The following is a 12,164-nucleotide window of genomic DNA, read 5'->3' as shown; positions in this document are numbered from 1 at the left end:
TCCTGTGGGTTAGCCGATGCGCAAGGCGCGCAGGTCCAGACGACCGTCCTTGAGCGGCGGGCACCAGTAGTAGCCGCCGGTGATCGGGCGGCTGATGCGGTACAAACCGTCGGTGATGCCGTCTTCCAGACCGCTCATGCGCCGCAGTTGCGCTTCGAACGCGTCGAGGGAAAAACCGAACGCGAGGAACATCAGGCCGGCGCGATCCCCTTCGATCCACGGCATCGAGCGACGGACCACGAACGCCTCGGGTGCGAAGCTTTCCTGGGCGGTGCGCTTGACGTGGGCTGAAACTGGCGCGTCGTCGAGTTCTTCGTTGTCGCTCAAGCGACGGCCCATGATGTTGTCCTTTTCATGGGACGGCAGCGCGTGGAAGCCCTTGAGGTCATGCTGCCACTGCTGGATCGCGGCAAAACTGCCACCGACCAGACCGTCAGCGCCTTCGCTCAACAGGGCGGCAGCGATAGCGGCTTCGTCGTGAGGGTTTTCGGTACCGTCTTCGTAGCCGGTCAGGTCGTGGCCGGTCATGTGGCGGAAGGTTTCGTTCATCTGCACCAGGCGCAGGGCCGGTGCCAGCGCGGCTTCGATGGCCTGGCTGCGATTGAGCAATTCACCGCGGTCGACGCCGTGCAGCCAGCACCAGAGTGCGTGTTGCGTCGACGGGTTGTCGACGCCCACACCGGTCAATGCCGGAAAGGCTCGCAGGCCATCGACCTGAGCGTGCAACGCCTTGACCAGCGACTCGCCAAAACCGACTACAGCCGATTTCCCGTCCACCAGTTGCATCAAGTTATCGAGCGCGACCGGCAAGGCTTCGGCGGATTCGAGGGCGAAGAACATATGGCGAGCTTGAGGCGGAACGGGGGTGGCGAGAATGCCCGGCTGGTAATAACTCATATGAACTCCTTGAAAAAGAGCGTGGAGTTTAACCGGAGGATGAGCGTTTGTGTGCACGACCCGTAGCAGCTGACGAGCAGCGCGAGGCTGCTACAGGGGATCCAGGGCTGGGGTTTCGTTGCGGAATGCGCTCGGGCTCATGCCAGTCCAGCGTTTGAAAGCGCGGCGGAAGCTGCGTACGTCGCTGTAGCCGACTTCTTCGGTGATGCGTTCGATGGACATGTCCGGGTTGGCCAGCAGGCTCATGGTGCGGGCCTGTCGCACTTGTTCCAGGAGTGTTTCGAAGGTCAGCGCATGTTCGGTGAGGCGGCGGCGCAAGGTGCGGCTGCTCATGTTCAGGTCGCCGGCGATTTTCTCGATGTGACTGCCCTCGGTCAGGTCGCGGGCAATTGCCCGTTCCACAGCCTGGATCAAGTCCATTTTCTGGTGCACTTGCGCGGCTTCCAGCTCCAGCAATTTCACCGCCTGACGCAAGGCCAGGGAATGGTGGTTGGGCAAGTGAACATCCAGCCAATGCGCCGCGATCACCATGCGATTTTGTAAGCAGCCGAAGCGCACGTCCGGCCCCAGCACGCGCGAATATTCGTCGAGATAATCCGGCGCAGCATGCATGAATTCCACCGCCATCGGCTTGAAATCCGCCCCGACCAACGCCCGGCCGTACACCAGCAGACTGGCGAAAAACTCCTCGACCGCAAACAGTTGCACATCGGCGAACGGCAAGCGGCATTCGACGTCGACAAACACCCGGTCCCGCTCCTCCTCCACGCTCGACACCACGATCCCGCCGGAGGTGTGCTGATGCCGAATGCCCAGCTCAAAGGCATCGCGCAAGGTCTTGCACAGCGACAACACATGCCCCAGCAACCCCAGCGTACCGAGCACATTCTGCGCGCCGACCCACAAGCCCAGGCCCTGATTGGGCAAGGCTTTGAGCGCGCGCTGAATCATCGCCACGGCCTGCCGATAGGAAATGCGCTGGGCCGGGTCCTGAAGATCTTCAAAGGTAAAACCCAGCCCTCGGCACAGGCTGTCGGGGTTGATGCCTTTTTGCTTCGCGACTTCGGCGAGGGTTTGCAGGAGAAACGGCGACACCAGCGCCAGTTCAAAGGTGGGATCAATCACTTTCATTTGCATGGGGCCATACATTCCGGGGCGAACTGCATTCTTATTTTTGTTACCGGTTATGTCGAAAGAAGTTAGCACAGGGTTCAAAGGCTGTCCGCAGAAGTCCCCCTAAATGGCCGCCAATACCCTGCCTTGCACCGCACAGACAGCTTATTTCTATGTGGCGGCCCTCGTATGGACGCAGGACAGCCCGCTAACAATAATAATGAGTACCCCCATGATCCCGACCCGCACGAGATTTCCCCTACTGGTCATCAGCCTGGCCGGCATTTGCGCCACTCATCCGGCACTGGCCACCGAGGCTGGCGTGGACAACATCGGCCCAGGCACCGACGGTTTTTTCATGTTGCCGCTGTCGCCCGACAGCCTTCCGGACAACATGGTTGCGTTCAACCTCTACTACAACCACTACACCTCCACGAAGCTCAATATCAGTTCGCTCGGCGGCAAAGTGCCGGATGTCGATATCGAATCCACAGCGGTGATTCCACGCCTGGATTACCTCAGCCCGCTGCGGGTGTTCGGTGGCCGGTTGGCGGGCTACATTGCGCAGCCGTGGCTCAAGCAGGAAGTGGCGGTATTCGGCTTGCACGACACCCGCGAAGGCATGGGTGACACCACTGTCGCGCCGATCATTCTGTGGGACATGGGCCCGAACCTGACCCTGGCGGCCGCGCTGGAAATCACCGTGCCGACCGGCGAATACAGCGTCGATCGCCTGGCCAACACCAGCAACAATTTCTATACCTACAAACCGCTGTTCTCCTTCACCTGGCTGCCGACGGATAAGACCGAGGTGTCGATGAAGACGACGTACAGCTTCAACGAGAAAAACAAAGACACCGATTACAAGTCGGGGCAGATTTTCCACTTCGATTATTCGGCCAGTTACAAAATCACCGACAACTTGATGCTCGGGTTGAACGGCTACTACCTCAAGCAAACCACCGACGACAAACAGTTCGGCCACACCGTACAGTTCAATGGCGAAGACGTGAACGATGGGGTTCGCGGACAGGTATTCGCGATTGGTCCGGCGTTGCACCTGACCTTTTTGCAGTACGCCACGGCAGAGATTCGCTGGGCCAAGGAGTTTGATGTGGAGAACCGGCCTGAAGGGGAAATGTTGTGGGCCAAGGTCAGTATTCCTTATGCGTTCTGACGATTGATCGTTCCCACGCTCTGCGTGGGAACGATCATCAGGAATACACCGGCCAACTATCAACAATCCGCCCACCCCGAACCGCCAGCAACTCCCCAAACTGCAACAACACCGATTCCGTCTGGGTCGGCCGCAAAAATACCTGGTCCTCAACCCCCAGCCCCACCGCCGCCGAACCATTGACCATTTCCTGATTCGAGCTGCGGCCATACACCCCGTTGCTCTGCAACCCCGATGGCGATTCAAACTCCGCCATCCAGTTACCGCCATAGATAAAAAACGTCTCGCGCTGATTGGTGTCCCACCAGGAAAACAGCCGGGACTTGTCATCCAGCGCCGGAATGTTCACCGCCCCGGTGCTCTTCAACACCGGCGTAGCGATGTACGCCGCCGGCACATGCTCCACCAGCGACGGCAAATCATAGTGCGTCGGCTTGAGCATCGCCGTCCCCACCGAGACCTCACTGCTGAGCTGTTCATGTTCATGCATGCGATAACTCGGGCTGCCGGCGGTGTTGAGGGTCAGCCCTTGATGCCACAGGCCGGGATATTGCTCACGGGTGAAGTCGACGCAGCGGTTGTAAATCACCATGACCTTGGCGAACAGTTCTTCGGGTGAGCCCAGAATCCCCGGCACACCCATGCCCACGAACGGGTCGTAGCCCATGAACCCGGCGAACTCCAGGTGCTGAGGATTTTTGCTGATCAGCGCGAGCATCGGTCCGAGCACCGCCGTATCGTTGACACCCCCACGATGCAGCCCGACATCCAGTTCGATATTCACCCGCAATCGCGTGCCCAAACCCTGCGCCAGCGCCAGGTACTGTTGAAGTCGTTCAGGCGTATCAAGCAGCCATTGCAATTGCTTCGACGGATCAAAAGTCCCTTTGTGCGACTGATAAAACAACTCGGCCGAACGCACGGGCAGCGGCTTGCCCAACAGGATGTCGGACTCGGGAAACTGCACCGCATCATGATTGAGAAACGGCTGATGAAACGACATCAAGCGCTGCGTGCCCGCGCGCTTGGCGATGTAGGCCAGCAGCCCCGGCGCTGGCAGTGATTTCTCTACCAGGCGCAGGTGCTTGCCGCCGCGTTTTACCGACAGCATCACCGCATCGATGTTGTGATCCAGCCGGTCAAGATCGATCAGCATCACCGGCCGCATCGGCCCGTGTTCTTTGAGTTCGCGGTTCAGCGTATTGAAATAATCGTTGTATGGCGCACCTCGGTCACCCGGCCGCAGCCACGCCCCGACACCCGCCATCAACACGCCGACGCCGGCGGCCCCCATCAGGAAATTGCGTCGATTCACCGCCATCAGCTCACCCCCAGAATCGATGCCAAGTGTGCATTGAGGAACTTGCCGCTGGGGTCCAGCGCTTGCCGCGCCTCAATGAATTCCTGCCAACGCGGGTACAACGGCTGCAGGTTTTTCGCGTTGAGCGTATGCAACTTGCCCCAGTGCGGCCGGCCGTTGTACTTCCAGAAAATCGGTTCGACGGCGGCGAAGAAGTTGTGATGGTCCATCTGATAATGCTGGTGGACCGAGATCGAGCAACTGTCTCGGCCTTCGAACATGCTCAGGGGAATGTCGTCGGCTTTGACGTAGCGGTATTCAATCGGAAACCAGGTGCGCAGGTCCTTGTCGTGAATCAGTTTGAGGATCTCGCGCAGGCACGCCGGGCCGTGCTCGGCCGGCACTGAATATTCCATTTCGTTGAAACGCACCGTGCGCACGTTGGCGTAGATGTCGAACGAGTCGCCCACCCGGTCGTCGAAACTGGCGAGGTGGCGCAGGCTGTTGAGCAGGGTCCGGCGCAGGTCCGGAAAGTCGCTGCCGTATTTGTCGATCTTCTCGATCAAGGTCACGAATTCGTTACCGCCCTCCTCATCCGCCGGAATCGGCGGTGTCGCAGGGTCAGTGGTTTCGTTGAGGGCGATCGACAAGGCGTAGTCGGAATGGGTCACCACGAGCATTTCCCAGTGCTGGTTTTCCCGGGTGTTCTTGTCGAGGTCTTCCAGCAACTCTTCGGTCTTGGCGATCCACTGCCGTTCCCTCAAGCGATACGCGGAGCGGTTTTGCAGACGAATTTTCGTCGTTACCCCAAGCGCGCCGAGGGACACCCGCGCCGCGCTGAACACTTCTGGATGACGTGTGCTGTCGCAGTCCAACACCTCGCCCGTGGCCGTCACCAATTGCAGGCCGCAGACGTGGGCCGAATAGGACTGGAAGTTCTTGCCGGTGCCGTGGGTCGAGGTGGAGATTGCGCCGGCGAGGGTCTGGTAATCGATGTCGGCCATGTTTTGCAGGGCCTGGCCGACGTCTTTGAGCGGTGTGCCCATGCGCGACATCGGCGTGCCGGCGGCGAACTCGGCTTGCAGGGTTCTCGCGTCGTGATCGAGCAGCCCGGTGAAATAGCTCAGGGACAGCAATGTGCCGTCGGTGGGCACCAGCGCGCTGAAGGAATGCGCCGAACCCACCGGGCGAATCTGGCCGGGGGCCTGGCGTACAACGTGGGTCAGCTCATCGAGATTCTTCGGCGCCAACCGCGCCGCCGGCAGGCAGCTCTGGCCGCCCGACCAGTTACGCCAAGGGATCAGCCGTGGCGCGCGCAGCAGTTCGGCCAGCGCCGGTGTGGAGCCGAGCGCGGTAAAGGCGCCAATGACACTCGCCCGTTGCAACAACTGACGCCGTGTTAAGTCCATCATCATGAATCGCACCCTGTCGTTTTTATTGTGGGATGTGCTGGCCGGACATGAAGCTGATCAGCGCCAGGAACTGTTCTTGCGAACACTGCATGCACAACCCCATCGGCGGCATGCCGTTGTAGCCGTTGATCGCGTGATCGAGCAGCGTGTCGGCGCCCTGCCTCATCCGAGGCTCCCAGGCTTTGCTGTCGCCGGTCAGCGGTGCGCCGGCGGCCGGGTTGGCGTGACAGAGCTTGCAACTGTTGTCGTAGACCTGCGCCAGTTCGGCATCGGCGGGCCTCGCGGTGGCCGCGTCAATGTGCGTCGCCGGGCTTTCCGGCTCTTTGCCACACCCTGCGAGCAACACCACGCCCCCCACCAGGGCAAAACAGAGACTAGGCTTTTCACTGAATCGGCGTGCCCGCATGGCGTTCCTCTCAGGGGGTGCCCGGTCAGCCGGGTGCACCGTTTATTGTTGTGATCAAGGAGAACTCAACACTAAGGCACCCGGCGTGGGCGGGTTGAGGGCATTGGGGGCCAACAAGGGGGGCTTCTGAGGCCATGACCGATGCGCCGTGAAATCCGCGCGCCATTACCACCGGCACAAAACCCTGAGATGAGTCATGACAAGCGAGGCCGAGGTCTGCTAAAACGATTCATCAGTGCATGACCCAATCCAGAGGGGGTAGCGACATGACCACAGCCAACATTCTCGACAACCTGTTTCCGAGCCTCGCCGACATCCCGGAAAAGTACCGCCTCGACGGGCAGACCGAGCAGCGCGAATACCTGGTCGATGGCGAACTGAAAACCTGGGACGGGCCGCTCGCCCAAGTCCGCAGCCCGGTGTACCTGAGCGGCGCGAATGGCGACGAGCAAGTGATCCTCGGCAGCACGCCGCTGCTGGACGCCGACACTGCGCTGATCGCGCTGGACGCCGCCGTCCGTGCTTATGACCGCGGGCAGGGCTTGTGGCCGACCATGCGCGTGGCCGAACGCATCCAGCACGTCGAAGCCTTCCTGGGGCGCATGCGTCAACAGCGTGAGGCGGTGGTCAAGCTGCTGATGTGGGAGATCGGCAAGAACCTCAAGGACTCGGAAAAAGAGTTTGATCGCACCTGCGATTACATCGTCGACACCATCAATGCCTTGAAGGAACTCGACCGCCGCTCCAGCCGCTTCGAGCTGGAACAGGACACTCTCGGCCAGATCCGTCGCGTCCCGATGGGCGTGGCCCTGTGCATGGGCCCCTACAACTACCCGCTGAACGAAACCTTCACCACGCTGATTCCGGCGCTGATCATGGGCAACACCGTGGTGTTCAAACCGGCCAAACTCGGCGTGCTGTTGATTCGCCCGTTGCTGGAAGCGTTCCGCGACAGCTTCCCGGCCGGGGTGATCAACGTGATCTACGGCAGCGGCCGCGAGACGGTCAGCGCCTTGATGGCCAGTGGCAAGATCGACATCTTCGCGTTTATCGGCACCAACAAAGCCGCCAGCGATCTGAAAAAACTCCACCCAAAACCTCACCGATTGCGTGCGGCGTTGGGCCTTGATGCGAAGAACCCCGGCATCGTCCTGCCCGAGGTTGATCTGGACAACGCCGTCAGCGAAGCGGTGACCGGCTCGTTATCATTCAACGGCCAGCGCTGCACCGCATTGAAAATCCTGTTCGTGCATGAAGACGTGGTCGAAGCGTTCATCGAGAAATTCAACGCCAAACTCGCCAGCCTCAAACCCGGCATGCCATGGGACAGCGGCGTGGCACTGACCCCGCTGCCGGAGTCGGGCAAGGTCGATTACCTGCATTCGCTGGTGGCTGATGCCGAAAGCAAGGGCGCCAAGGTGGTCAACCCCAACGGCGGCATGGCCCGCGCCTCGTTCTTCTACCCGGCGGTGCTGTTCCCGGTGACCCCGCAGATGCGTGTCTACCAGGAAGAACAGTTCGGCCCGGTCATCCCGATCGTGCCGTACCGCCATCTGGACACGGTGATCGATTACGTCCTGGAATCGGACTTTGGCCAGCAGTTGAGTATTTTCGGCACCAACCCGGTGGCGGTCGGCCGACTGGTGGACACCTTCGCCAACCAGGTCGGGCGCATCAACCTCAACGCCCAATGCCAGCGTGGCCCGGACACCTTCCCGTTCAACGGGCGCAAGAATTCGGCCGAAGGCACGTTGTCGGTGCATGATGCCTTGCGGGTGTTTTCAATCCGCACATTGGTCGCGACCAAGTTCCAGGAAACCAACAAGGACCTCATCAGCGAGATCATCAGTGGACGCAGTTCGAGCTTCCTGACCACCGATTACATTTTCTGAGGACGCCGAGCCTGAGTACCTTCAGCCATCGACTGCCACCGCTGCTGCGCCGACTGCTACGTCCATTGCTGGACCCGTACCGGCGCTATCGCCACGCCAGACTGATCCACGCGGTGCGGGTCTCGCTTGGGTTGCTGGCGACGATCCTGCTGACCACCGGCATCCATTTACCCCACGGTGAATGGGCGTCGGTGACGATGCTGGTCGTGATTGGTGGCTTGCAGCACCACGGCAACATCGGCAAAAAAGCCGCCGAACGGGCCATTGGCACGTTGATCGGGGCCGGCGTCGGTCTGCTGCTGGTCGCGCAACAGGCCTGGCTCGGGATGCCGTGGCTGACCTATTTCGCCATGTCGGTGGTGTGCGGGTTTTTCTCGTATCACGCCATTGGCAAGGGTGGTTACACCGCGTTGCTCGCGGCGATTACCGTGTTTATCGTCGCGGGGCACGGAGACAACCCGGTCACGGACGGCCTGTGGCGCGGGGTGGATATTTTGATCGGCATTGCCTTGGCGCTGGCGTTTTCCTTCGCGCTGCCGCTGTACGCGGTGTTTTCCTGGCGCTACAACCTGGCCGATGCGCTGCGTGATTGCGCGACGATCTACGGGCGCATCATCAATGGCCAGCCAGTCAGTGATGACGATCACCTCAAACTCATGGGGCGCCTGAATTCGGTGATGGTGCAATTGCGCTCGCTGATGCCGTCTGTGTCCAAGGAAGTGAAAATCTCCATGAACGAACTGGATGCCATTCAACGCAATTTACGCATGTGTGTCAGCACCCTGGAGATCCTCGCCAACACTCGTCCGGATCCCTGTGACTTGAACGCCATGGCGCAATTGCAATCGGCAATGACTGCCGAGCATCGGCAGATCCGCGTGCAATTGATCGGGATGGCGCGGGCGTTGAAAACCGGTGCGTCGCAACGGCTGAGCCGGCCTGTCGACTTGCCGCCCGCTTCAAGTCTCGAAGCGCCGGTCTACAGCCCTCTGGACGGTTATCGGCTGCTGACCCGACAGTTCGCCGCCAATATAGGTGAGATGCGCCAGCGACTGGCCAAGACCGCGCCGCGCTGGAACATCTGACACTTACTGCGCCGCCAGTTTGCGCGATTTGAAACCCCAACCCTGTTGCATACCGGCGGCGGCCAGCAAAATCGCTGCGACTCCGAGCCATTGCAGTGGTTCCAGGCGATGACCAAAGGCAAACCAGTCGACAAAAATCGCCGCAATCGGGTAGATGAACGACAACGCCCCGGTCAGTGCCGTCGGCAGTTTTTGAATCGCGCCGTACAACAACACGTACATCACGCCCGTGTGGACGATGCCAAGCGTCACCAGGCTGGCCCAGGCACTCGGCGCTTGCGGCAGCGCTGAAAAGTGCGCGAACGGCGCGAGCAACAGCACCCCGGTGCAGACCTGGATCAAGGCGATCAGATGGGGTGGCGTACCGGTCAGGCGCTTGATGATCAGCGCGGCAATTGCGTAAAGGAATGCAGCACCCAGCGCCAGTGCAATCCCCATCAGGTAATCATTACCGCTCTCGCCCTGCCCGCCATGGGCGCTGACAATTGCGAGCATTCCGAGAAAGGAAATGCCCAGCCAGAACAGTTTCTGCAGGGTGATTTTTTCGTTGAGGAACAACGCGGCCAGGCCCACCAGCATGAACGGCTGCACGTTGTAGACCGCCGTGCCAATGGCAATCGAGGCGCGCGAATAGGACGCGAACAACAGCACCCAGTTGCCGACAATCGCCACGCCGCTGAGCACCGCCAACAGGAAAGTGGCACGGCTCAGAATGCCGGGACGGAGGAAGCCGAACGCAGCGCAAATCATCAGCAAGGTGCCCGCCCCGAACAGGCAACGCCAGAACACCACGTCCAGCACCGGTTGCCCGGATACCAGCACAAACCAGCCAATGGTCCCGGAGATCAGCATGGCGGCGCTCATTTCGAATGAGCCGCGACGTATTGATTTGTCCATCTTCAGACTCCTGTGTTTGAGCGCAAAGTATGCCAATCCCGCCAGAGGCTTCTCCAGCGCAAAAAGCAGGCTAAACTCGGTTTTTGCCTTTTTTATCAAGGCAGTTTCAATTTATTGCCTTACAGGGGGTTCGCCATGACCGACGACATCGACCAAGTCCTGATCAGCGCATTGATGGAAGACTCGCGACGCTCGCTCAAGGCGTTGGCGCACCTCAGCGGCTTGTCCTCGCCCAGTGTCGCCGAGCGTCTGCGTCGCCTCGAAGAACGCGGTGTGCTCAAGGGCTACACGGTGGAAATCGATCCGAAATGCTTCGGCTATCAACTCCAGGCCATCGTGCGGATTCGCCCGTTACCGGGTCAATTGCAGGAAGTGGAGCGGCAGATTCAGGCTATCCCTGAATTCACCGAGTGCGACAAAGTCACGGGCGACGACTGCTTCATCGCGCGCCTGCATGTACGCTCCATGGAACAGCTGGACACGCTGCTCGACCGCCTCAATACCCACGCCGAAACCAACACGGCAATCGTGAAGAAGACTCCGGTCAAACGCCGGTTGCCACCGATGGCGTAAGTGATGTTTGCTCCGGACTGACGTAGATTGAGGTTTTTCCGGCGAAGGATTGACGGTATGAAAACCCAAGTATTGGTAGTGGCTGCGCTGCTGTTGGTGGGCTGCGGCACAATCCAAACGGTGATACGCGGCGATGAAGTGGCTGCGAAGAGCCTCAAGGAACAAAAAAGCTACTGCGGCGCCGTTCCACGAATCTACAGCGGTGTGACCTATGATTTTTGCAGCCTGAATGCGCCGCTCCAAAATGGAAAGGATGCGCAAGTACATGACAATGCGCCCGCCATTGTGCTGATCGATGTCGTCATCTCCGGCGCACTCGATACCTTGTTGCTGCCTTACACCATTTACCGCCAACAAGCCGACGGCAGCTTTGTCATCACTGAATGAGCCCTTAATTTAAAGCAATAAAAAACCCGCCTAAGCGGGTTTTTTACTCAAGGCCTTCGATCAATCATCGCGGCTCATGATGCCAAACAGCTGCAACAAGCTGATGAAGAGGTTGTAGATCGATACATACAGGCTGATGGTCGCCATGATGTAGTTGCGCTCGCCGCCGTGAATGATGGCGCTGGTCTGGAACAGAATGCAGACCGAGGAAAACAGCACGAAACCTGCGCTGATCGCCAGTTGGAGGCCGCTGATCTGGAAGAAGAAGCTCGCCAGCGTCGCACCCAGCAGCACGAAGAAGCCTGCGGTGATGAAGCCACCCAGGAAGCTCATGTCCTTGCGGGTAATCAGCACGTAGGCCGATAGACCACCAAACACCAGTGCCGTCATCGCGAACGCCGAACTGACCACTTCAGCGCCGCCCTGCATCCCCAGGTAACGGTTGAGGATCGGGCCGAGCAGGAACCCCATGAAACCGGTCAGGGCAAAAGCAGACACCAGGCCCCAGGCCGAATCACGGAGTTTGTTGGTGAGGAAGAAAAGGCCATAGAAGCCGATCAGCACCACGAACACGTTCGGGTATCCGACACGCATCTGCTGAGCGACAAATGCCATCACGCCGCTGAATGCGAGGGTCAGAGCGAGTAAGCCGTAAGTGTTGCGCAGGACGCGGCTAACCTCTAGCTGCTCAGCCTGCACGCTGTTATTAACTGCGTAATCCTGTTCGCGCATGGCGACACTCCTGTTGGTATGAAACGTTCAGTCGCAAAGATCATAACAGACGCTCTGTAACAAGCTATGCAGAGAGTTTGACAGTGTGTTTCATTCAGGTATTATGGCGCCCGCAACGCAAACGGAGGTGTGGCCGAGTGGTTTAAGGCAACGGTCTTGAAAACCGTCGACTGTAACAGGTCCATGAGTTCGAATCCCATCGCCTCCGCCATATTTGTACCGACAAAGCCCTGATTATTCAGGGCTTTGTCGTTTCTGGGGTTTGGCGAATTCTTCGCCGCTCGGGATGTGTT

Annotated in this window: 12 protein-coding genes and 1 tRNA gene; 6 read left to right on the top strand and 7 right to left on the bottom strand. The window is 59.5% G+C overall.

The window, feature by feature from the left end; all coding sequences use genetic code 11:
• Positions 1 to 9 precede the first annotated feature (9 nt).
• Positions 10 to 897, bottom strand: coding sequence for a Dyp-type peroxidase (locus tag J2X66_RS20390; RefSeq protein ID WP_310267623.1), 888 nt, complete (start codon positions 895 to 897; stop codon positions 10 to 12).
• A 90-nt stretch (positions 898 to 987) separates the two neighbouring features.
• Positions 988 to 2,034, bottom strand: coding sequence for an AraC family transcriptional regulator (locus J2X66_RS20385; protein ID WP_310267620.1), 1,047 nt, complete (start codon positions 2,032 to 2,034; stop codon positions 988 to 990).
• Between the two features lie 208 nt (positions 2,035 to 2,242).
• Between J2X66_RS20385 and J2X66_RS20380 the strand changes: the two genes are divergently transcribed.
• Positions 2,243 to 3,187: a transporter gene (locus J2X66_RS20380; RefSeq protein WP_310267617.1), complete on the top strand. Its 945-nt coding sequence runs from the start codon at positions 2,243 to 2,245 to the stop codon at positions 3,185 to 3,187.
• A 37-nt stretch (positions 3,188 to 3,224) separates the two neighbouring features.
• Here the strand turns inward: J2X66_RS20380 and J2X66_RS20375 are convergent, their stop codons facing one another.
• The 3 genes from J2X66_RS20375 to J2X66_RS20365 form a co-directional block, all read right to left on the bottom strand.
• Positions 3,225 to 4,433 carry a DSD1 family PLP-dependent enzyme gene (locus J2X66_RS20375; RefSeq protein WP_310268386.1) on the bottom strand — a complete coding sequence of 403 codons (1,209 nt, stop codon included), beginning with the start codon at positions 4,431 to 4,433 and terminating at the stop codon, positions 3,225 to 3,227.
• A gap of 74 nt (positions 4,434 to 4,507) precedes the next feature.
• On the bottom strand, positions 4,508 to 5,902 hold the full coding sequence (locus J2X66_RS20370; RefSeq protein ID WP_405046793.1) for a D-arabinono-1,4-lactone oxidase: 1,395 nt from the start codon (positions 5,900 to 5,902) through the stop codon (positions 4,508 to 4,510).
• 19 nt (positions 5,903 to 5,921) lie between these two features.
• Positions 5,922 to 6,305 (bottom strand): c-type cytochrome, encoded by a 384-nt coding sequence (locus J2X66_RS20365; protein WP_310267614.1) that lies wholly within the window; start codon positions 6,303 to 6,305, stop codon positions 5,922 to 5,924.
• A 266-nt stretch (positions 6,306 to 6,571) separates the two neighbouring features.
• Here J2X66_RS20365 and J2X66_RS20360 point away from each other — a divergent pair, with 266 nt between their 5' ends.
• Both J2X66_RS20360 and J2X66_RS20355 read left to right on the top strand, forming a co-directional pair.
• Positions 6,572 to 8,197, top strand: coding sequence for an NADP-dependent glyceraldehyde-3-phosphate dehydrogenase (locus J2X66_RS20360; RefSeq protein WP_310267611.1), 1,626 nt, complete (start codon positions 6,572 to 6,574; stop codon positions 8,195 to 8,197).
• Between the two features lie 65 nt (positions 8,198 to 8,262).
• A complete protein-coding gene (locus tag J2X66_RS20355) occupies positions 8,263 to 9,282 on the top strand; it encodes an FUSC family protein (protein WP_310267608.1) in 1,020 nt (339 codons plus the stop codon).
• A 3-nt stretch (positions 9,283 to 9,285) separates the two neighbouring features.
• On the opposite strand, the gene J2X66_RS20350 is transcribed toward J2X66_RS20355, so the two are convergent.
• Positions 9,286 to 10,179, bottom strand: a complete 894-nt coding sequence (locus J2X66_RS20350) for a DMT family transporter (RefSeq protein ID WP_310267605.1) — start codon at positions 10,177 to 10,179, stop codon at positions 9,286 to 9,288.
• 135 nt (positions 10,180 to 10,314) lie between these two features.
• Between J2X66_RS20350 and J2X66_RS20345 the strand changes: the two genes are divergently transcribed.
• Positions 10,315 to 10,752, top strand: a complete 438-nt coding sequence (locus J2X66_RS20345) for an Lrp/AsnC family transcriptional regulator (protein WP_059182827.1) — start codon at positions 10,315 to 10,317, stop codon at positions 10,750 to 10,752.
• Between the two features lie 57 nt (positions 10,753 to 10,809).
• Positions 10,810 to 11,139, top strand: coding sequence for a YceK/YidQ family lipoprotein (locus J2X66_RS20340; protein WP_310267600.1), 330 nt, complete (start codon positions 10,810 to 10,812; stop codon positions 11,137 to 11,139).
• A 60-nt stretch (positions 11,140 to 11,199) separates the two neighbouring features.
• Here J2X66_RS20340 and J2X66_RS20335 read toward each other — a convergent pair whose 3' ends face one another.
• The gene (locus J2X66_RS20335; protein ID WP_027923729.1) at positions 11,200 to 11,871 is read right to left on the bottom strand and encodes a Bax inhibitor-1/YccA family protein; all 672 of its coding nucleotides are present in this window, start codon (positions 11,869 to 11,871) and stop codon (positions 11,200 to 11,202) included.
• A gap of 123 nt (positions 11,872 to 11,994) precedes the next feature.
• Between J2X66_RS20335 and J2X66_RS20330 the strand changes: the two genes are divergently transcribed.
• Positions 11,995 to 12,082 (top strand) — tRNA-Ser (locus J2X66_RS20330).
• The last annotated feature ends 82 nt before the right edge of the window (positions 12,083 to 12,164 follow it).

Origin of the sequence: Pseudomonas sp. 3296 (assembly GCF_031456615.1) — a bacterium.
GTDB lineage: Bacteria > Pseudomonadota > Gammaproteobacteria > Pseudomonadales > Pseudomonadaceae > Aquipseudomonas > Aquipseudomonas mucoides.
The sequence above is the reverse complement of the archived record's forward strand: the minus strand, read 5'-3'. Positions and strand labels throughout refer to the sequence as shown.

What these genes read in the sequence shown, in the direction of transcription:
- J2X66_RS20345 (WP_059182827.1), top strand. Translation starts at nt 10,315, where the DNA reads ATGACCGACGACATCGACCAAGTCCTGATCAGCGCATTGATGGAAGAC.
- J2X66_RS20350 (WP_310267605.1), bottom strand. Translation starts at nt 10,179, where the DNA reads ATGGACAAATCAATACGTCGCGGCTCATTCGAAATGAGCGCCGCCATG.
- J2X66_RS20370 (WP_405046793.1), bottom strand. Translation starts at nt 5,902, where the DNA reads ATGATGATGGACTTAACACGGCGTCAGTTGTTGCAACGGGCGAGTGTC.
- J2X66_RS20360 (WP_310267611.1), top strand. Translation starts at nt 6,572, where the DNA reads ATGACCACAGCCAACATTCTCGACAACCTGTTTCCGAGCCTCGCCGAC.
- J2X66_RS20385 (WP_310267620.1), bottom strand. Translation starts at nt 2,034, where the DNA reads ATGCAAATGAAAGTGATTGATCCCACCTTTGAACTGGCGCTGGTGTCG.
- J2X66_RS20335 (WP_027923729.1), bottom strand. Translation starts at nt 11,871, where the DNA reads ATGCGCGAACAGGATTACGCAGTTAATAACAGCGTGCAGGCTGAGCAG.
- J2X66_RS20365 (WP_310267614.1), bottom strand. Translation starts at nt 6,305, where the DNA reads ATGCGGGCACGCCGATTCAGTGAAAAGCCTAGTCTCTGTTTTGCCCTG.
- J2X66_RS20340 (WP_310267600.1), top strand. Translation starts at nt 10,810, where the DNA reads ATGAAAACCCAAGTATTGGTAGTGGCTGCGCTGCTGTTGGTGGGCTGC.
- J2X66_RS20380 (WP_310267617.1), top strand. Translation starts at nt 2,243, where the DNA reads ATGATCCCGACCCGCACGAGATTTCCCCTACTGGTCATCAGCCTGGCC.
- J2X66_RS20390 (WP_310267623.1), bottom strand. Translation starts at nt 897, where the DNA reads ATGAGTTATTACCAGCCGGGCATTCTCGCCACCCCCGTTCCGCCTCAA.